We start from the raw sequence: 20649 nt of genomic DNA, 5'->3' as shown, positions 1-20649 counted from the left end.
TTGTCAATCGTCAGACGCCGGCAAGACCCGCGCCCAGCACAGGATCACGACCGATCGCGCGCCCGCCTTGAGCAGCGCGCGGGTACATGCGTCGGCGGTCGCGCCACTGGTGTAGACGTCGTCCACCAGCGCGATCGCCCTGCCCCGCACGCGGCTCCGCGCCGTAACCGCGAACGCGCCCGACACCGCCTTTGCTCGCTGTCGTCCGCCGAGCCCGCGCAACAGGATTGTCCGTCTGGGCCGCGTCAGAACGGTGCGATCGTGCCCTACCCCCGAAACCGCCGCGATGGCGTCGGCGATCAGCGCCGCCTGGTTGAAGCCGCGCGACCATATTCGCCAGCGGTGCAGTGGCACCGGCACAAGCAGGTCGACCTCGTCCGGCAGCAGGCGCCGCATCTGTCGCGCCATGGTCTCCGCAAAGGCGATACGACCGCCATACTTCAGTCGCAACGCCAGCGTCCGCGCGATCGGACCGTACGCGACGGCGGCGCGGACGCCGACATGACGTGGCGGATCCTCGAGGCATGCCGCACACCGCGCGTCCTCACCACGATCGAACGCGAAGGGTTGGTTGCAGCCCGCACACCACGGCGGGCCCAGGAAGCGCAATCCGGTCCAGCAGATCGCGCAGAACCGGTGATCCTCGGCAACCGGCGTGCCGCAACCGGCGCATCGCGGCGGCAAGGCGATCCCGGCGATGAAGCGGAACGGGGCGAGTATTGTCATCGAGCCCCCCATGAGTGCCAGCCCTTGTCGGACGCGGGCGACCACGGCACAAGCGAAGACGTGTCCGATATCGTTTCAGAAAACTCCGCCCCCGAGATCTTCGACCGCGCCGCGCGCCGTGTCCGCCGGGACCGCGCCGCGCCGGGCTATGCCGAGCATGATTTCCTGCGCGCGACGATGCTCGACGGGATCGCTGAGCGGCTGGATGCGGTGACGCGCGACTTCGCCGACATCCTCGATCTCGGTTGTTTCGACGGCGCCTTCACCCCACCGCCGGGTGCGCGAGTGGCGCGCTGCGATGCGGGGTTCGCGTTTGCCGCCAAGCCGGGTGGCGTGCAGGCAGACGAGGATCGCCTCCCCTTCGCCGATGCCTCGTTCGATCTCGTGGTGAGCGCTGGCGTACTCGATCAGGTCAACGACCTGCCCGGCGCGCTGTCCTTGATCCGCCGCGTGCTCCGCCCCGACGGCCTGTTTCTCGGCGCGTTCGTCGGTGCGGGGAGTTTGCCGGCACTGCGCAGCGCACTGAGGTCCGCGGAAAGCGAGCGGCCCGCCGCGCGTCTCCATCCGCAGATCGACGTACGATCCGCCGGCGACCTGCTGATGCGTGCGGGGTTTGCCCTACCCGTGGCCGATGTGGAGACGCTCGACGTGGGCTATCGCGATCTCGGCCGGCTGTTCGGTGATCTGCGCGGAATGGCAGCAGGTAACATCCTCGCGCAGCGCCGGCCCCTGGTGTCCGCGACGGTAGGACGGACCGCCGCTGCCTTCGCTGGCGCGTCGGACGATCGTGGCCGAACCCACGAGACATTCCAGATCGTATTCCTGACCGGCTGGTCGCCGGACCCTTCGCAGCCCAAGCCAGCGAAACGCGGCAGCGCGACTGCATCGCTCGGTGCAGCGCTAGGACGCCACGATCAAAGCGGCGACTAGCCGATCACACCGTCGCCCTCGGCCCCGCGTGCCAGGATCACACCCATCGCGTCGAACAGGGAATCCATCGCGACCGGCTTGAAAATAACGTCGTCCGCACCCGCCGTCAGACAGCGCTCCCGCAGATCGGGCGCGATATCCGCGGTAACGACGATGATCGGCACCTTGGCCTTGGCGTCCTGCCGGGCACGAATATGTTCGATCGCGGTGATACCGTCCATGCCGGGCATCCGCAGATCGACGAGGATCATCGCGAACTCCTGTTCATCGAGGATTTCGAGACCGCGTTCCGCACTCTCCGCCTCGACCATCGATACGCCGGCAACGTCGAGCATATCCTTGACGACACGACGGTTCATCCGGTCGTCCTCGATGAACAAAACGTTCACCGCACCCCCCGCTTAACATAGATCAAAGGAGGATATATCGTGGCCATATGGCCGCCTCTACGCCTCATGCAGCATGCGATACAAGGTCCGGATTCACGCCGTTGGTCGATACCGATCCATCGAACATCATCGCAATCAGCGCGCCCCCGCTCACCGGCTTCGCAACGACCCGCGTGATCCCCGTACGCAGCAGTTCCTCGCGCTCCCTCTCTGCGGCGACAGGCCACAACAACGTCGTCTCGGCACCCGAGATATACGCCGCCTCGGCAATCCGCGACAGTCCGCCCAGCGCGTCGTTGCTCGCGCGCACCGTCGCATCGTCGATCAGCACGCGCGCGACGTCCCCATCGGCAAGACGCATGACCGCTTCGTCGACCGACGCCGCGAAGGCGATCGGGCCGCCGTAAGGCGCGAGCAAAGTCTTGAACATGCTGCGCGTGATCGGGTTGCGATCGACGATCAGCGTGCCCGGTCGCGTATCCGTTTCAACGATCTCGACCGCCTTCGTGTCGGCACGGATCAGCGGCAGGACGAGCGTGAAGGTCGCCCCCTGCCCCACGATGCTGCTGACGGACACGTCACCGCCCATGGCCCGCGCCAGATTGCGACAGATCGACAGTCCCAAGCCAGTGCCACCGAATTGTCGTGTCGTCCCGGCATCGGCTTGACGGAACGATTCGAAGATCTCCTCGATCTTGTCGGCGGGAACACCGATGCCGGAATCGGTGACGGTGACGCGCAGTCGGTCGTCGTCGCCGACCTGAATGCTCAGCGCGACATGGCCCGCCTTGGTGAACTTCAGCGCGTTCGACAGGAGATTGAAGACGATCTGTCGAACCCGTGCGGCGTCGCCCATGATCATCGCAGGGCAACCGCCGACATCGACGGTGAAGGAAAGCCCTTTCGCGCGCGCCTGCTCTTCCCACATCCGCGCCGCGTCCGTCACCGTTGCGCAGACGTCGAACGGAGCCGCCTCGATCGTCAGGTTGCCGGTTTCCATCTTGGCGACGTCCAGGATGTCGTTGACGAGCGCCCGCATCGTGATCCCGGCGCCATGCACCACGCCAAGCCGGTCGCGCATGTCCGCCGGAAGCGTCGGGTCCGCCAGCATCACCTGAGTCATGCCCAGAATACCGTTCAGCGGCGTCCGGATCTCGTGACTGGTCGTGGCCAGGAACTCGGTCTTGGCGGCCAGCGCCTTACCCAATGCGCTGTTCGTCGTCGCGAGGTCGTCGTTGGCAGCGCGTACCTGATCCCGGCTGCGACGGATCGTAACCAGCCCGATCGCCAGCAGAACAATGACGACAGCGACCGCCGCGCCCGTCGCGATGAAGATATTCCGCTGAGTCCGCGCCTGCGTGCGCTCGAACGCGATACTGCGCTGCAATTCGCTGGCCTTGAGCTGGCTGATCCGCAACTCCTGATTGGCGAAATCGAACCGCGCCGCCATCAGCGCGGTCTTCGTGTCGGTAGCGAGCTTGGTGCCCGCGTCGTCGAGGCGCTTGAGGGCTTGGAGATGGACCAGCGCCGAAGTGGTGTCGCCCGTTGCCGTGAAGACATTGTACGCGGTCTGATGAAAATCGCGGTACGAGATGCCCGTGGTTTTCGGATCGATCCCGACCAGCGCGCTTTCGATCAATCGATTAGCGCGTGGCAGGTCGCCGTGTTGCAACGCCGCCTGCGCTGCCGTTGCCGTCAGGCGCCCTGCGAGACTCGGGTCACTGGGATCGGCCGTCGCCCGCCCGTTCGCGATCGCCCGGTCCGCAAGCGTCAGGTTGCCAAGTTCGAGCTGCACGCGCGCGATGTTCATATAGATCAGCTCGAGCAGGTTCCTGCTGTTGAGCTGCTTCGCCAGATCGAGCGCGTTCTTGAACTGCTCCGCGGCCTTCTTGTATTGTTTGTCCTCGGCGAACACCAAGGCACGGTTGTTGTAAACGGAGACGGCGATATTGACGTCCCCCCGATAAATATCGAGCGCCTGCTGATAATAGCGGTCCGACGTCTCGGGGTCCTTAGCCTGCGTATAGAGCAACGCGATAAAGACCAGCGCCCGCGACTGCCCCCGAGCATCGCCAAGCTTTCGGTAGATACCGAATGCCAGTTGATAGTCGATCAGAGCATTGCCGACATGGCCCTGATAGCTGTCGAGCCACCCCATCGATATGAGCAGGTCGGCATGAAGCTTCGACTTTGGCTGATACCGTTTCACCGCCGCAAGTGCCCCCCGGATGAGTACATCCGCCTTGTCGGGAGTATTGATCCGGAGATACGCCTCGCCTTGCAGCCATTGCGCGGTGGCGATCGCGATACCGCGAGCTTTCTTGTCGGCGATTTGTGCACCAAGGCGTTCGGCAACGATCGCTTTGGGCAACGCCTTGGCCGGATCGACCAGCATCGTCGCATTGGCATCCGCGACCGTCGTCTCGTATCGGTCGGCAGCAACGTCCTCTGCTTGGACGATAGCCGGTTGCGCGGACACGGCTGGGCCGATGAACGTCAGGGCTACGGCGGCGGCCGCTACGATCCAGCGCTGCGCCATTGCGATCAGGCGCGCTTCCAGACGGTCGCAAGACGATTGAACGGCGCGCGCATATCGGCTGCCAAAGCCTGATACTTTCCATCATCGAGAAAATGGATCAGCGCATCGAGGTTGATCGGTCGGCTAATGAGGAACCCCTGGATCATGTCGCAGCCCATCACCGACAACAGTGCCATCGCCGCCTGGGTCTCGACACCCTCTGCGACCACCTCCATCTCGAGCGCGTGCGCGAGGTCGATCGTCGAGCGGACGATCAGCGGGTCGCGATTCGAACTGGTAAGTTGCGTCACGAAAAGCTTGTCGATCTTCAGTTCGCGTGCCGGCAACTGCTTCAAATACGCCAGCGACGACAAGCCGGCTCCGTAATCGTCGATCGCGATGACGATCCCAATATCCGCGAATATCTTGAGGTTTGCGATCGCGCTTTCCGGGTCACGGATGACCGACGTCTCCGTGATCTCAAACCCGAGTTGCGCCCCGCTCGCCTGCACCAACTCGCAGGCGCGACGAACGAAGCGCTTGTCGGCGAGCAATGCCCCCGCGATGTTGATGAAAATCCGGAGGTCGTGACCACTGGCAGCCAGTGCCTTCTGATCGGCAATCGAACGGCGGATCGTCCACAACGTGAGTGCGACGATATCCCGCGACTCCTCGGCCAGAGGAATGAAGTCGTTGGGCAGCACGAGCCCGCGTGTCGGGTGGTTCCAGCGGACCAGCGCCTCGACGCTCGTGACCTCCTGGCGACGGAGATGAACCTTTGGCTGGTATTGGAGGAACAGTTCCTCCTTTTCGATCGCACGCGTCAGGTCCAGCGATAGCTCGGCACGATCCATTGCCGCAGGGTTGCCGGTGACATCCCGCGCGATCGTGATTCGTTCGGCCCGAGCTTCGCGCAACGCGTGCTCGGCCTCTTCTATGAGCAGGACCTCGTCGCGGTGCGCCGAGGCGGCGGCAGCCCCCAACTGGATATGGATCACATACGACTCCCCGTCGATGTCGAACGGGTCCTCGAACGCGATTTCCAGCGCGGCGATCGCAACGTCCAAGGCTAGCCGTGCCTCGCTCTCGAAGACGATTTCCGCCGTGTCGCGTCCCGCGACCATGACCCTGGCGTCGGGCAGCGTATCGGCGATCCGCGCTGCGACATCGACTATCACGGTGTCCGCCCTCGATCGTCCGAGATGACGCCGCAACACCGCGAAATTCGCAACCTCGGCAAGCACGAGAAACCGCCAAGAGCCTTGTGAAGCTTGGCATATCGCATCCCGCGTGCGCTTTATCGACAGGTCGGCGTCCAACAGCCGAATGCCCCCTAAATGCGGGCTGCCTTCGACCTGACCGTGCGGAATGTGGCTCATCCCACTCCGAATAGCTCGGACGCATAAATATACCCTTAAGCACCTAGCACGCTAGGACGCCAAGAAGATGGTTAACAAATTACAAATGTTATTGTTTAACGCTTCATTAACCGATATTCGGAACCGGCACCTTCTCGGTGCCAATTAGGGAGCAAAACATGCTGAAGCTCATTATCGCGCTCGTTTACGGCGAAGGCATTCGCCCCTGGTGAATGCCGGTCGGCTCGAACATTGCGGAGGCGTCGAATAAGGGCGCGCCTCGGTGTTCGGGCCGACACTTTAAAGTGACTGCTGTCTGGACCGAGGCACTTCGGCGCAACTGCCCGCCCGCTACGCGCTGATTTTGCTTTATAGTCTTTTCATCGGCGAAGCGTGAACCTACTTAGGCAAACCCCGCGCCGATTCTGGATGCCCCGACTGCTAGTCGGGACTCAAAACGGTACCCTCAGGCGGTAACGTCCTCGCGCCGCGCACGAGCCTGCACCGGGTTCGAGAACCGCATCGCATCATCGATCGAGCCGAACTTGAGCGCAAGCACGTCCAGGGCGTAATTCTGGTTCAACTTCCATGGCTTGCGCTCTCCCTGCGTCGGTAAAGCCGCAGCAGCGCGCTGCACGTACCCCGATGTGAAATCGAGGAACGACTCGCTCTTCATCGTCGGATCATTGTTGAACGGCATCGCCTGACGCAGGCCGCGCTTCTTCAACGTATTCAACAGCCGGCACATGTAGATCGCCGTCAGGTCCGCCTTCAGCGTCCACGACGCGTTGGTGTAGCCGAAGGTCGAGGACAGGTTCGGCACGCCGTCGAACATCATGCCCTTGTACTGGAGTCGCCCGGCGAGTTCGATCGGCTTCCCGTCGAGGCTGAACGCGGCTCCGCTCATCAATTGCAGTTCGAGGCCCGTCGCCGTGACGATCACGTCGGCAGGCAGGTCCTTCCCCGAATCAAGATGGATGCCGTCAGGCGTGATCCGCGCGATCGTGTCGGTGACGATCGAGGCTGTGCCGGCATTGATCGCGGTGAACAGGTCGCCGTCGGGAACCAGGCAGACACGCTGGTCCCACGGGTTGTAGCGCGGGGTGAAGTGTGTCGCGACGTCGTAGTCGGGGCCCAAGTGATCGCGGACCATGCCGATCATCCGTTCCTTCACGACGGCGGGCTTCTTCCGTGCCATCCGGTAGAAGAACATGCCCATCAGCACGTTCTTCCACCGCGTGATGCCGTACGCCGCCTTGGCCGGCAGTTTGCCGCGTAGCCAGTTCGCCACGCCGTCCTCGCCCGGCCGCGCGACGATGTACGTCGGCGAGCGCTGGAGCATCGTCACGTGCGCCGCGGTCTTCGCCATCGACGGGACCAGCGTCACGGCGGTCGCGCCGCTGCCGATCACGACGACTCGCTTGCCGCTATAGTCGAGGTTCTCGGGCCAGAATTGCGGGTGGACGATCTGCCCGGCGAAGCTCTCCGCGCCCTCGAATTCGGGCGAGTAGGCCTTGGCGTAATTGTAATAGCCCGCGCACATCGAGAGGAAGTTGCAGGTTAGCTTCACCGGGCCATCGGGTCCCGTCGCCTCGACCGTCCAGCGTGCATCCTTGGTCGACCATGCCGCCGACTTGACGTGATGGCCGTAGCGGATCTTTCGGTCGATGCCGTACGCTTGCGCCGTTTCCTCGACATAGGCGCGGATCGAGGGGCCGTCGGCGATCGACTTGGCCGCCGTCCAGGGGTGGAAGACGAATCCCAGCGTGTGCATGTCCGAATCGGAGCGGATGCCGGGATAGCGGAACAGGTCCCACGTCCCGCCCATCGACTGCCGGCCTTCGAGGATCATATAGCTGCGGTCGGGGCAACGCGTCTGGAGGTGGTAGCCGGTGCCGATCCCGGAAATGCCGGCGCCCACCACGATCACGTCGACATGTTCGGTCATGCTGCATCCTCGCGCCCCGGCGTTACGCCGTAGGTTTCATAACCAAACCTATCCTGTTGTGATCTTTACTCAATAGTCCTTCGTATATTTCACGCTCGCGCTCTGCCCGCCGCTCGATCCCGCGGCCGACAACAGGCTGAGCGCCTTGGTCAACGCGATCTCGAGCTGGGTCGAGGTGAAGCCCTTCGCGTCGGTCACGATCTCTACATAGATGTTCTTCGTGATGTACTTACCCGCCGCGAGGCTGGTGCCGCGCCCGGTCGCCTGATCGGCACCGAGCACGCGCAACCGGTCGAACCCGGTCGCCGAGCGCAGCTTGCCGAGCGGGTTCAGACCGCCGCCACCCGACCCGCGCAGCGAGTTCAGTGCGGACGCCAGCTGGATCGCCTCGGTCGCCGACAGATTGGCCGGGCTCGACCCGAACAACAGGCGGCTGAGCACCTCGTCCTGCGGCAGGACCGGCGTCGACGTAAACGCGATCTGCGGCTTCTGGCCGGTCCCGGTGACGTTGATGACGACGGTGATGTCGCTGGTCGTGGTGGTCGCCTGGATGTTGATGTCCGGATCGGTCAGCGCGCCACCACGGAAGCGGATCTGGCCTTTGTTGACCTCGAACCGCTTGCCCGAGAACGAATAGGTGCCGCGAACGATGTCGAGCCCGCCCGTAACGATCGGTGCGGCGGACGTGCCGCCGATGTGCATGTCCATCTCCCATTCGGACTCAAGGCCCATGCCCGAGACGAACAGCTGGTTCGGCGCACGGACGCGGAGGTCGAGCTTGAACTTGCCGACCTCGGGCACCTGCGACCGGTCGGTCGAGAGTGGTGTGCGAATGTCGCTCTTGCGGCGCACGCCAGTCAGTTCGGGCACCTCGGCCTGACCTTGGCGGATGATCTGGTAGCGTGCCTCTGGGATCTGGAGATCGCCTTGGATCAGGCCGCCGTTGCGTCCGTTGGTCAGGTGCACCGTACCCGTCGTCGTGGCGCTGATCGCGTCGCTCTTGGCAAGCTGCGCATTATTCAGCGTCGCGCGCAGATCGATTGGGAAGCCACTGTCCGCCGCGAAGCCGATCGAGCCTTGTGCCTGCACGGTGCCATCGCCGGCCTTCGCAGTCAGCTGCGTCAGTTGCAGGTCAGTGTTCGAGAACCGCCCAGCGATCCGCATCTGCGACAGGCGCGTGCCATAGGTCTCGTTATCGTAGGTCAGATTGTCGGCGCGGACGACGCCGTTCAACTGCGGTGCGGACAAGCGCCCGGAGAAGTCAGCGGCGACCGCGATCGGCCCCAACAGCTGCTGGTTCGGGATTGCGGCAAAGCTGAACAGCACCGCGGACGGGCCATTATAGCGGATCCCGCCCGACAGCGGCGCGGCCATCAGGCGCGTGCTCCACGAGCCGTTGCCGGCCGGCAGCGGCCTCAGGTTGGCGACCATGCGGCCGATCACCGACGTCCCGCGACGCACCAGCGCACGACCGGTCGCGCCCTCGCCGCCGAGCGTCCCGGCGAACACGATGTCGACGGGGTCGGAGACGGCAGCGAGACCCGAGCGGGTAAAGTTGGTGACGGTCACGCGTGCGTCGGCGGTCGGCAGTGCCGCCGAGTTTGCCTGAGCGAAGTCGAGGCTGCCGGTCGCCTTGCCGCCGATGCCGAGGTTGGGGACGAGGGCGGAGAGCGTCGACAAGTCGAGGCGATCGAGGCGGACCTGCGCGTTCGTGCCGCGGCCGTAGGTGCCCGCCAAGCGCGCCGAGCCACCGCCTGCGCCACCGAAGTCGATCCGGGTCGGCGACAGGCGATACTCGCCCTTCACCGCCTGGATGCGCGCCGGATTGACGGTGCGGAAGTCGATGCCGTTTGCCTGGCCCTGTGCGGCGACGAGGTAATTGTTCGGGCTGAGCTTGGCGTTGACCGCGAGGCGGAACGGCACGCCGTTCGACCCGGTCAGAAGCGCCTGTGCAGTGCCGTTGCCGCCGACATAATTGACCTTCGCCCGTGCCGCGGAGAGGACGATCGCGCCGTAACGCATGTCCGCGACCTGTGCGTCGGCGACGATCTGTGGCGTCGGCGTCAGCACCGCGGTGGCGTTGACGATCGCGCGGCCGATGGTGAAGTCGACCATGCCGGGGATCTTCGCGCCGTTGGCACGGGCCGCGACGTCGGCGCGCTGGTAGCCGCCCTGGTTGGCGAGACGGACATTGCCCGACAAGCCCTGCCCAGCGAACTGGAGCGCGCCCGCGAACGGACCGGCCGCGGTCTGGACGATCCGGCCGCTGCCGACGATCCCGGCGAACACCACGCGACGAACGTCGACCGCGAGCTGCGCGCCCGGCTTGACCAGCACGTCGGCTGTAAAAGGTCCGTAATTGGTGCCGCCGCTTGCGGTGACGGCATAGGCGCCACCGCGTCCGACGATCCGCGCGTTGAGATTGACGAGACCGACGCCCACGCCCGGACGCGGTGCGCGCAGGACGACGACAGGAGCCGTCGCGCTACCCGTCACGCGGGCGGACAATGGGCCGTAGGCGGTCGAATACGCGTCGGCATTCACCAGCACCGCGCCGGTGGCCGGATCGAACCGGCCTTCGCCGCTGGTCACGCGGAACTGTGGCGCGTTCATCCGGAGATTGCGGAAGGTGACGATGCCTTCGGGGCTGTAGCCGATGTCCGATCGGACGATCGCGTTGCCGCCGAGGAAGCTGCGCGCACCTTCGTTGAAGATCTGCGACGTCTGCGCAATGACGCGGCCGGTGATCCCGAAGCCGCCGTTCGGGCCCGGTACCAGCTTGGCGTCGGTCGTCAGGTTGACGATGCCGATGCCGTCGACGCGGTAGTTGTTGATCCGCCCCTTCAGCGCGCCGGTGTAGCGACCGGTCGCCATGTTCGCGACGACCACCGCGGTCGCGTCGATCTTGTCCGAACGGATCTTGAGGTTGTCAGATAGGACGTTGACGCCCGAGATCGCGAAGTCGCCGTCGATCGCGACGTTGGTCGCGAGCCCGCCGACGGCGGCATTGAGCCCCGTCACGCGACGTGCGCGCGCCTTGATCGGCACGAGGATGCGGTCGGAGTTCACGCGCGCGAGCCCCTCGGCGTAGAGGTTCTCGACGCCCATGTCGCCGAACGCGATCGTGGCGGCGCGGACCTTGTAGTCGACCGTCGGCGTCGCGAACGCACCGTCGAGGACGACGCGGGCCGTGACATCACGACCGCGCAGGTTCGGCAGGATCGCGCCCGGGGTCAGCAGCGTCGCGTTGACCGCGAAATTGCCGAAGCGGCTGTTCGCGAGATCGATCAGGCCACCGGCGTCGACCGCGAGCGCGTCCGACTTCAGCGTCATCCGCGTGTCGGCCTTGCGGTCGTTGAGCGTGGTATCGATCGCGACGTCGAGCTGTGGCGACGTCAGGCGCTCGACCGGACCTTCGAGATACAGGCCGGGCCGCGTCGAACCGCGGACTTCGATATGACCGTTCTTCGCGGTCAGCCCGAGGTTCGCCAGCTGTCCGCCGCCCAAGGTCGCGACGGCGCGACCCTGCCACGAGGCCCAACTGCCGCGGCCATCGACGGTCGCAGTCAGCGGTGCCTTGAACGACCCCATCGTCGAGACGACGCCGCCGACCGGCGCGGTCAGCTTCACGTTGACGTCGAGCTTGTTCTGCTCGGGCACCGCGTCGAGCTTGAGAACAAGGCGGTCGCCACCGGCGATGCCGGGGCCGGTCAGCGCGGTCGCGTTGGTGGTCAATTGCGCGCGCTTGTCGGCGATGTGGACCGCGCCGTCGATCTTGACGATATGCGTCTGGCCGGTGACCGGCTTGGCGATCAGGAAGCGATCGATCACCAGTCGGTTCACGTCGATGTCGAGATCGGGCAGCAGCGGCGCGTTGGGATCGGTCGGCGTTGCGTTGAGTATCGGGCGGCGCTGCAGCGTGACCAGCGGCGTGGTCAGCGAGCGCACGTCGACATGGTTCTTGGCGAACGCGAACGGACGCCAGTCGACGGCGAGCTTCGGGCTGGTCAGGAACACGCCCTTGGGATCCGACACGCGCACGTCGCTGAGCGTCATCGCGCCGTAGATCGAGCCGTCGATCCGGCCGACCTTGATGTTCAGCCCGGATGCGGTGGTGTAGCCGCCGATCTGGTCTGCGACGAGACGCCGGCCCGGATCGGTGTTGATCCCGAACAGCACGATCAGGACGAGCGCGATCAAGCCGACGACCAGGATCGCCAGCCATTTCAGGATGCGCTGCCACAGCGGGCGTCGTTCGACGATCACCGTTTCCTGCGTCGTCTCGACGTGCGGAGTGCCGTTTTCGGCCATCAGAATGCCTGCCCGATCGAGATGTAGAGGGCGACCTTGCCGTCACCCTTGCGGGGGTTCAGCGGAGTCGCGACGTCGAACCGCATCGGGCCGAAGCTGGTGTAGAAGCGCCCGCCGATGCCCGCACCGTAGCGCAAGGACGACAGGTCGGGCGTGCTGCTCTCATAGCTGTTGCCGGCGTCGATGAATGGCACGATGCCGAAATCGCCGAACCGGTAGCGGGCTTCGAGCGCAAATTCGTTGAGCGAACGGCCGCCGACCGGATTGCCGTTGGGATCGAACGGCCCAAGCCGCTGATAGCCATAGCCGCGCACCGATCCGCCGCCGCCGCCGTAATAGCGCCGCGAGGGGGCGAGATCGTCGCGGTCGACGCCCTGGATCGAGCCCGCCTTGGCGCGCCCGGCAATGACGATGCTGCTGGAGACGGGATAGTAGAACGTCCCCTCGATCATCGTGCGGATATACGGCTTGACCGACCCCTGCACCGATGTCTCGGGGCTGAGGTTGAGCGTCAGGCGATAGCCCTTGGTCGGATTGAGCAGGCTGTCCGAGCGATCGAACTTCACTTGGCCCGGAAGCGCGACGATGCCGTAGGTGCGGCGGACGTCCTTGCCTTGTCCGAAGTCGTAGACGCTCTCGTTCGTGCCGACGAGTTCGCCGCCGTAATAATAGGTCAGCCGCTTTTGCCAGATCGGCGTGGAATCGTAGCTCCAGCGGACGCCGACGCTGGTCGTGAACGCGTCATAGGCGTCGTAATTCGAGTGATTCGCGCCGGCGGTCAGGCTGAACGTCTTGTCGCGCTTGCCGGCGTTGGCGCGGCGGAACGTGCCCGACACGCCCTGCTCCTGCGTACCGGCGATGACCGAGGCGATCAGCGCGCCCTCGTACGGGAACAGGTTGCGGTGCTGCCATGTGCCTTCCGCGCGGAAGCCCTGCCCGGTCGAGAACCCGACATTGCCACCAAGCGAGCGCGGCTTGCCCTCGCTCTGGCGGACCAGCAAGTCGACCTGCTCGGTGCCGTCGGGGTTGATCGTGCCGGTGCGGACCGGCTCGACCGACACCGTCGAGAACAGCGACGTCGCGACCAGCGCATCGCGCAGGTCATCGGTCATCCGGTTATCGTAGAGTTCACCCGACTTGAACCGCGGGAACAGGTTCAGATGCTCGAGATTGAAGACCGGATCGCCTTCGGTGCGAAGCTGCCCGAACGACGAGCGCGGGCCGGTATCGACGGGCAGCGTGTACGCGCCGGTCGGGGTCTGGTCGTCGAGCAGGATGTCGCGCTCGCCGACCTTGACGAACGGATAGCCCTGCTGCGGCAGCATCAGGCTGACATTGGCCTCCGCGCCCTGGATGCGGGCGGCCTCGATCGGATCGCCGACCTTGAGCGGTAATTGCGTGCGGACGAGGTCGGGCGGGGTCGTCGCGTCCGCCTTCACGGTGATCGACGACAGCGAATAGAGCCGGCCGGGTTGCGCGCTGACCGTCGCCTTCAGCCGCGCGGGCTTGGTCTTGTCGGCGTCGAGGATCGTTTCGATCGTCGAGATCGCGGTCGCGTCATAATAGCCAAGCGACTTCAGCAACCGCACCGCCAGCGCCTCGTCCTCACGCGCGCGAGCCGCGACCTGCGTGGCGTTCGCCGCCTTGCCCTTGCCCTCGGCGAGCGCAGACAGCGCCTTGTATTCACCTTCGAGCCCGTCGCCCGCCTTGTCTAGACCCTTGGTCGCGGTCTCGTAGCGGATCTCGGGCGCGTCCTTGTCCTTGATGTCCGCCGCCGTCTGGAGCGGTGTCGTGTCGAAGCTCGACAGCGGCGTCAGCGGCTGCGCGAGTTGCGGATCGCTCGGGCCGGTCGGCGGCAGGACGTCGCCCGCCAGCGTGGTCGCGGGGGCCGTTGCCGTGGCTGGCGTCGCAGGTGCCTGAGTAGATGGAGCAGGCAACGGTGCCATCGCCTCCAACGGCGCATTCAGGTCGCCGCTCAACGGCGGCAAGGCGCTGTCGAACTCGGCGTCAGGCACGATCGGCGCGTCGGAACGCGGATCGTTCGACTGCGGCTGGTCGCTTGGCTTAGGCGCGTCAGGGCCCTTGGCCGGGGCGGTACCCGGCTTCACCAATTGCGCGGAACCGGTGCCCACGAATCCCGTTGTCGACGCTACCAACGCCAGAGCGAGCCAATGATGCCGGCTGTTCGAAGCTGTCACACGATCCCCTTTACAGGCAGCGATCGTGCTCGATTCACCCCCATCTTCGTCCACGTAACGCACATAGGACGGCTTGGTTTCACAAAAATTAACCTCAGACACAGCCGATTAGGCCACCGACCGGCATGACGATCGTATCGCGGCCGGGGCGGTCGATCCGTAGCGTCGCGGACGTCACGGTCGCGCCTGCCGAGATGTCGGCGCGCACGGCGACGGCCATGTCGAGCGTCGCGGTCACGTCGCCGCCGCGATATTGCGTGACGCCGCCGAAGCCGAAGCCGATCGCGGGCGACTGGGTCGTCATCGCGAAGTCGGTCGTCTTGCCATCGATCGCAAGACGGATCTGCGCGGGGTCGGCGGTCGCCATCGCGACGAGTTGGCGGCCGGCGTCCATGCTCCAGAGATACGCGGCGCACCCCTTGGCTGGGAGCTTCTGCTGGCCGATCGCGCCGAGGGGGCCCGGACCTGAATTGGCAGCCGGCGCAGGCGCCGCGGCTTGCAGCGCGAGCATAAGAGCGAGCGATATCATGGCGTCACGCCTATCATGAACAGCCACGCGGGATAAGCCGCGATCGCCAGCAACGCGCCGAATGGAAGCGCCGTGTCCGCCGCCATGCTCCTCCCCTTGAGGTGCGCGGCCAGCACGACGCCGAGTCCGATCATGCTCGCGATCAGCAGGACGGCGGGCAACATCTGCCACCCGAGCCACAGCCCGATCGCACCGAACAGCTTGGGATCGCCGCCGCCCATGCCGTCGCGGCCGCGCAAATGCCTGTAGCCGAACGCGACCAGCCACAGCGTGCCGAACCCGGCGATACCGCCGATCAGCCGTTCCTGAAGCGGTGGGTCGATACCGAACGCGGCGCCGACGAGCCCGGTCGCAGCGAGAAGGATCGTCAGTCGATCGGGCAGCCAGAATGCGACGAGGTCCAGGCTTGCCAACGCGAGCAACAGCCAGCCGAACACCGCGCCGGCGATGCCGACTATCCCCGGTGCGATGAGCCCCGCGGCCAAGCCGATCACAAGCCCCGCCAGCTCGATCCGCCAATGCACCGGACTGATCGCGACGCCGCACCCTTTGCACCGGCCATGCAGGACGAGCGCACTCAGCAGTGGTACCAGCTCGACCGCGCGGAGAGTCCGCCCGCAGCCATCGCATGCCGAGCGCCCCTGCATCACCGATCGCCCGTCGGGCCAGCGCGTCACCAGCGCCGCGACGAAGCTGCCGATGATCGCCCCGAGCACGCCCAGCAACACCGCCCAGAACGCAGCCTCAGACACCCGTTTTCCGCACGAGGTAGCGATACACGCCGAGGAGGTTGATCCCGAACAACACGATGTTCTGCGTGCCCAGCGCCCAGTCCCCGGTCAAGGCCGCACCGCTCAGCCACGCGACCGACGAGCCGACGAACAGCACGAACCCCCACCCCGTCACGCGCCGCCCGAAGTCGAGCGACACCATGAAGGCGGCGATCACCCCTGACCCTGCTGCACACCATTTGAGCGTCGTGATGAGTGTTTCCATGACGGGAGGTCTAGGCGCATCCCGCAGTGCTTTGTATTGCCGCACATCAACCCCAGATACGGGGGCAGAAGAATATATGGAGAGTGAAGTGGCCGCCGATCGAGATACCATCGTCATCCTGTCCTACGCGCGCACGCCGATGGGATCGTTCCAGGGCGCGCTTGCCGGCGCCACCGCGACGCAGCTCGGTGCCGATGCCGTACGCGGGGCGGTCGAGCGCTCGGGCGTCTCAGCCGCTGAAATTGAGCGGATTTACATGGGCTGCGTGCTGCCTGCCGGGCTCGGCCAGGCGCCGGCACGACAGGCTGCGATCAATGCCGGGCTGGGCGATCACGTCGAGGCGACGACGGTCAACAAGATGTGCGGATCGGGGATGCAGGCGGCGATCCTTGCCGCGGACGCACTGGCGGCCGGCTCGGTCGACCTGCTCGTCGCGGGCGGCATGGAGAGCATGACCAACGCGCCGTACCTCTCGAAAAGCCACCGCGGCGGTGCGCGTATCGGCCACGACCGGATGTACGACCACATGTATCTCGACGGGCTCGAGGATGCGTACGAACCCGGTAAGCTGATGGGCAATTTCGCCGAGGACACCGCGCACGAATACCAGTTCACGCGCAAGCAGATGGACGACTACGCGATCGAGTCGCTCCACCGGGCACAGCGCGCGCAGAAATCCGGTGCGTTCGACCGCGAGATCGTCTCGGTCGATATTGCGGGTCGCAAGGGCACGACTACGGTGTCGCTCGACGAGCAGCCGGCCAAGGGCGACGTCGCCAAGATCCCGACGTTGAAGCCCGCCTTCTCGAAGGAGGGCACGATTACCGCCGCCAACGCCTCGTCGATCTCCGACGGCGCTGCGGCCTTGGTAATGACGCGTGCGAGCGTTGCGGACCGGCTCGGCATCACGCCGATCGCGCGGGTCGTTGCGCACGCCGCACATGCCCATGCTCCGGCCCTGTTCACGACCGCGCCGGTGTTCGCGATGCGCAAGGCAATGGAGAAGGCCGGCTGGTCGGCGTCGGACATCGACCTGTTCGAGGTCAACGAAGCCTTCGCAGTCGTCGCGATGATCGCGATGCGCGACCTTGGGCTCCCACACGACAAGGTGAACATCCACGGCGGCGCGTGCGCGCTCGGCCACCCGATCGGCGCGAGCGGTGCGCGGATCCTCGCGACGTTGCTGTCGGCGCTGGAGACGACAGGCCAGAAGCGCGGCCTAGCCTCGCTCTGCATCGGCGGTGGAGAAGCGACCGCGATGGCAGTGGAACTAATGAATTGATCCGCTGACTTCCCCCCTCCCTGAAAGGAAGGGGCCGGGGGTGGGTCGGTTTCCGCATCACGCGACGCCGCCAACAAAACAGCCCCCTCAAACCTCAAGGCAAGACTTCACCGGCCTCGACACCCCAAAGCCCCCCAACCGCAACAAACCCCGCCTGCCCCTTCACGTCCATCCTGCACCAGCCATTGCCGCATTGGCTCAGCCTCCCGACCACGCCCGGCGCTGCACGCCACAGCAATTTGGCGGACGAGACGGGCTTCTCGCGCATCTCCACCGGCCCCGCGCGGTGGACGATCGCGGTGCGCGTGCCGCTGAGCAGGTTCGCCTGCATCCAGCCTTCCGTGCCATCGGGATCAGCGACCTTGCGCCATTCCTTGAAGATCGCGATCACCTTGATCGGCAGGTCCTGGCGTTGATACAGCCAGCTCGCCGGATACGTCCGCGCCGGCCCGGTCCGCATCCGCGCGCGCGACGCTGAGATCGACGCGTAATAGGGCACGCTTTTCTTCGTCGCGTCGGCAGCCGCCACCGGGTCGGGCACCAGCGCGCTGGCAACGAAAACGGAGAGCGCGGCGGCGAGAATGCGCATGGTCATGTCCTAACTGGCGAACCGAACTCCTATCGCGACGAAGCGCTTTCCTCAACCGAAGTTGCGGGCGCGACGTTGACAGAACGTTGACGGGCACGAGCACCTTCGCCAAGCCGGTCGCATGATCGACACACGCCGCTGTCCGAACCCCAAGGTCGTCGTCACCCGCGAGCTGGCCGACACACTCATGGATCGGATGGAGGCGCTGTTCGACACGCAGAACAACCGTGCCGACACCAAGCTCGACCGCGAGCAACTCGCCGCTGCAATGGCCGATTGCGACGTCTTCGTACCGACCGTAACCGACGATATCGATGCCGCGCTGATCGCGGGCGCAGGCGACCGCCTGAAGCTGATCGCGAACTACGGCGCCGGCGTGAACCATATCGACCTCAAGGCGGCGCGCGCGCGCGGGATCATCGTCACGAACACGCCGGGGGTGCTCACCGAGGACACTGCCGACATGACGATGGCGCTGATCCTGTCGGTCCCGCGACGCCTGGCCGAGGGCGAGAAACTGGTGCGATCGGGCCAGTGGAACGGCTGGAGCCCCGGCGGGATGCTCGGCCACCGGATCGGCGGCAAGGCGCTCGGGATCGTCGGGATGGGGCGGATCGGCCAGGCGGTCGCGCTCAGGGCGCGCGCGTTCGGGCTGACGATCCATTATCACAATCGCACCCGCCTCCCCGCGGTCCGCGAGGCGCAGCTGGCCGCCACCTTCCATGCATCGCTCGACGACATGCTCGGGGCGGTCGACATCGTCACGATCCACACGCCCTTGAACGCCGACAGCCGCGACCTGATCGACGCCCGCCGGATCGCGCTGATGCGGCCGCACGTGTACCTGATCAACGCCGCGCGTGGCGGGATCGTCGACGAGGGCGCGCTGGTCGACGCACTGGAGGCGGGCAAGCTCGCGGGCGCCGGTCTCGACGTCTGGGCGCACGAGCCGGCGATCGATCCGCGGCTGCTCGCGCTGCCCAACGTCGTGATGCTGCCGCACATGGGCTCAGCGACGCTCGAAGGGCGTATGGCATCTGGCGAGCGCGTCATCCAGAATATCCGGATGTGGGCGGATGGCCATCGCCCGCCGGATCAGGTGCTCGACGGCTGGATCTGAGTCCGCCGATACGATCTGCATCAATATTTCGGAACCGATGCCGCGATGCAGCATTTGTTGGATACCCCCGGAGAGACAGGAGTATCCAAGATGAAGAAGTTTGCCGTTTCCGCCCTGCTGGTCGCATCCGCCGTGTCGATGAGCGCGTGCTCGACGCTCAAGGGCGCAGGCATCGGTGCCGCCGGTGGCGCAGGCGTTGCCGCCGCGACCGGTGGTAGCGTTGAGCAGGGTGCGGCCGTTGGTGGTGCCGGTGGCGCCGTCGTCGGCACGGTCGCCGACTGATACGTTACCCCGCAACATGACGATCCTCCCCCACCAGGGGGAGGTGGCACCGAAGGTGACGGAGGGGGAAAATACGGAACAAAGGTCGCCCTTTCCTCCCCCTCCATCTGGCAAGAGCCACCTCCCCCTGCCGAGGGGAGGACTAAACCGAACGCTCTTAAACCGCGCGCATCCAGTGGGTTCGCGCTACCGTTCCGGTCAAAACCTTCGACCCGAACGCCTTGATGATCTTCGCCGCATCCGCGCTATTCATCAGCACGACGCGCGTTCCGCCCGATGGCAGCGTCTCGATCGCACTGATGATCGCGCCATGCTTCTTGCACATCGCAACGACCTGAGGCTGTTCGACGCTGACATTGACCGCGCGCGAGATCGGCACGACCGTGTCCGTACCCGTCGTCACGATGCGGACCCTGAGGTCACGAAGGCTGAAGTGATCGTCATGCGGCATTCCCGGCTCGGAGCGGGAGCGCAAAGCATCTCTCAGTCGCAGCCTGCCCGTACGAAGCGCCGCGATGGCTCAGCTATGCGCGCTATCGCCCCGAACGGCAATGGCGCTGCGTGCCCCGCTATGCTCGCACGCGCAGCAAAGCGAGGCCGAACCCGACGAAGATCGCACCCGTCACGCGGTCGAACGCGCGCCGCAACGCCGGGCGGGTGAGATAGCGCGCGAGCGTTCGCCCACCGGCTGCATACATGCCGTACCAGAAGCTCTCGACCGCCGCGAAAGTCACCACAAGTATCGCGAACTGCGGCGCCTGCGGTGAGGCGCGGTCGACGAACTGCGGCAGGAACGCGGCGGCGAACAACAGCAGCTTGGGATTGCTGATCCCGATCACGAACCCGCCGCGATACAGCCGCCACGCCGACACGGTCGGGGGAAGTGCCACCGGCGTCGTATCGTCGCCGACGTCGATCGGAGACCCCGCCCCTCGCCACGCCTTGATTCCCAGGAATATGAGGTACGCGACGCCGATATAACGCAGCGCGTCGAACACCCGCGGCCACGCCGCGAGCAACGCCGACACGCCCGCCGCAGACGCCGCCAGCACTAGCACCAGCGCGGTCAGGCACCCCGCCATCGCCGCAACGCTGCGCCGCACGCCGAAGGCGATGCTGCGCGTCATGACGTGCAACATGTTCGGCCCAGGAGTTCCGCATAATAGGAACACCGCGACCACGAACAACCACCAGGCGTGTAGCGTCATGAGTGCATCCTATTCCTTTGGCCTCGCGAACGGGAAACGCTCGCGGTTGGTTCGGACCAAGATTTGCCAAGCCCAATCCATTGCCTGAAACCTGCTGCTTGGCACGTCTAGGCAAGGTTGCGGTCGAATTCGAACGCCGTTCGGCCCTTCCTTGTTCTCCCGCGAAGGCGGGAGCCCAGACTGGGTCCCCGCCTTCGCGGGGAAACAAGCTTCGGTTGGTTCCAACCGATAAGCGCCGACCTGTCCCAGGGCACGAGGTGTCGCA

At 65.5% G+C, this 20649-nt stretch carries 17 protein-coding genes; 4 read left to right on the top strand and 13 right to left on the bottom strand.

The window, feature by feature from the left end; genetic code table 11:
* Nucleotides 1-3: 3 nt before the first annotated feature.
* Nucleotides 4-726: a ComF family protein gene (locus ASE82_RS19480; protein WP_200910716.1), complete on the bottom strand. Its 723-nt coding sequence runs from the start codon at nt 724-726 to the stop codon at nt 4-6.
* 60 nt (nt 727-786) lie between these two features.
* Between ASE82_RS19480 and ASE82_RS11665 the strand changes: the two genes are divergently transcribed.
* Nucleotides 787-1656, top strand: coding sequence for a class I SAM-dependent methyltransferase (locus ASE82_RS11665; protein ID WP_200910715.1), 870 nt, complete (start codon nt 787-789; stop codon nt 1654-1656).
* Here the strand turns inward: ASE82_RS11665 and ASE82_RS11660 are convergent.
* From ASE82_RS11660 to ASE82_RS11620, 9 genes are all read right to left on the bottom strand, one after another.
* Nucleotides 1653-2045 (bottom strand): response regulator, encoded by a 393-nt coding sequence (locus ASE82_RS11660; RefSeq protein WP_056063121.1) that lies wholly within the window; start codon nt 2043-2045, stop codon nt 1653-1655. The two genes, ASE82_RS11665 and ASE82_RS11660, sit on opposite strands and share 4 nt — an antisense overlap.
* Before the next feature lie 64 nt (nt 2046-2109).
* On the bottom strand, nt 2110-4584 hold the full coding sequence (locus ASE82_RS18930) for an ATP-binding response regulator (RefSeq protein ID WP_082441449.1): 2475 nt from the start codon (nt 4582-4584) through the stop codon (nt 2110-2112).
* A gap of 5 nt (nt 4585-4589) precedes the next feature.
* On the bottom strand, nt 4590-5942 hold the full coding sequence (locus ASE82_RS11650) for an EAL domain-containing protein (protein WP_082441448.1): 1353 nt from the start codon (nt 5940-5942) through the stop codon (nt 4590-4592).
* Nucleotides 5943-6387: 445 nt separating this feature from the next.
* Nucleotides 6388-7869: a flavin-containing monooxygenase gene (locus ASE82_RS11645; protein ID WP_056063116.1), complete on the bottom strand. Its 1482-nt coding sequence runs from the start codon at nt 7867-7869 to the stop codon at nt 6388-6390.
* A 69-nt stretch (nt 7870-7938) separates the two neighbouring features.
* A complete protein-coding gene (locus tag ASE82_RS11640) occupies nt 7939-12180 on the bottom strand; it encodes a translocation/assembly module TamB domain-containing protein (RefSeq protein ID WP_056063113.1) in 4242 nt (1413 codons plus the stop codon).
* Nucleotides 12180-14312 carry an autotransporter assembly complex protein TamA gene (locus tag ASE82_RS11635; protein ID WP_235524676.1) on the bottom strand — a complete coding sequence of 711 codons (2133 nt, stop codon included), beginning with the start codon at nt 14310-14312 and terminating at the stop codon, nt 12180-12182. Before ASE82_RS11635 ends, ASE82_RS11640 begins: the two co-directional genes overlap by 1 nt.
* 160 nt (nt 14313-14472) lie before the next feature.
* Nucleotides 14473-14907: a hypothetical protein gene (locus ASE82_RS11630; RefSeq protein WP_056063105.1), complete on the bottom strand. Its 435-nt coding sequence runs from the start codon at nt 14905-14907 to the stop codon at nt 14473-14475.
* Complete coding sequence (locus tag ASE82_RS11625; protein WP_056063102.1) at nt 14904-15659, bottom strand: prepilin peptidase; 756 nt, start codon at nt 15657-15659, stop codon at nt 14904-14906. Before ASE82_RS11625 ends, ASE82_RS11630 begins: the two co-directional genes overlap by 4 nt.
* Nucleotides 15652-15903 (bottom strand): hypothetical protein, encoded by a 252-nt coding sequence (locus ASE82_RS11620; protein WP_235524675.1) that lies wholly within the window; start codon nt 15901-15903, stop codon nt 15652-15654. The genes ASE82_RS11625 and ASE82_RS11620 overlap by 8 nt, the downstream gene beginning before the upstream one ends.
* 88 nt (nt 15904-15991) lie before the next feature.
* On the opposite strand from ASE82_RS11620, the gene ASE82_RS11615 reads away from it, so the two are divergent.
* Nucleotides 15992-17185 (top strand): acetyl-CoA C-acyltransferase, encoded by a 1194-nt coding sequence (locus tag ASE82_RS11615; RefSeq protein ID WP_443025091.1) that lies wholly within the window; start codon nt 15992-15994, stop codon nt 17183-17185.
* 94 nt (nt 17186-17279) lie between these two features.
* On the opposite strand, the gene ASE82_RS11610 is transcribed toward ASE82_RS11615, so the two are convergent.
* Nucleotides 17280-17780, bottom strand: a complete 501-nt coding sequence (locus ASE82_RS11610) for an SH3 domain-containing protein (RefSeq protein ID WP_056063096.1) — start codon at nt 17778-17780, stop codon at nt 17280-17282.
* Between the two features lie 115 nt (nt 17781-17895).
* Here ASE82_RS11610 and ASE82_RS11605 point away from each other — a divergent pair, with 115 nt between their 5' ends.
* Both ASE82_RS11605 and ASE82_RS11600 read left to right on the top strand, forming a co-directional pair.
* Nucleotides 17896-18894: a 2-hydroxyacid dehydrogenase gene (locus ASE82_RS11605; protein WP_056063093.1), complete on the top strand. Its 999-nt coding sequence runs from the start codon at nt 17896-17898 to the stop codon at nt 18892-18894.
* Between the two features lie 90 nt (nt 18895-18984).
* A complete protein-coding gene (locus ASE82_RS11600) occupies nt 18985-19176 on the top strand; it encodes a hypothetical protein (protein WP_056063090.1) in 192 nt (63 codons plus the stop codon).
* Nucleotides 19177-19333: 157 nt separating this feature from the next.
* On the opposite strand, the gene ASE82_RS11595 is transcribed toward ASE82_RS11600, so the two are convergent.
* Nucleotides 19334-19579, bottom strand: a complete 246-nt coding sequence (locus ASE82_RS11595; RefSeq protein ID WP_132833271.1) for a hypothetical protein — start codon at nt 19577-19579, stop codon at nt 19334-19336.
* A gap of 166 nt (nt 19580-19745) precedes the next feature.
* Nucleotides 19746-20384, bottom strand: coding sequence for a LysE family translocator (locus ASE82_RS11590; protein WP_056063085.1), 639 nt, complete (start codon nt 20382-20384; stop codon nt 19746-19748).
* Nucleotides 20385-20649: the final 265 nt, after the last annotated feature.

The sequence above is a fragment of the Sphingomonas sp. Leaf230 genome, assembly GCF_001421745.1.
Classification (GTDB): Bacteria; Pseudomonadota; Alphaproteobacteria; order Sphingomonadales; family Sphingomonadaceae; genus Sphingomonas.
This window is presented reverse-complemented; position numbering and strand designations above follow the sequence as displayed.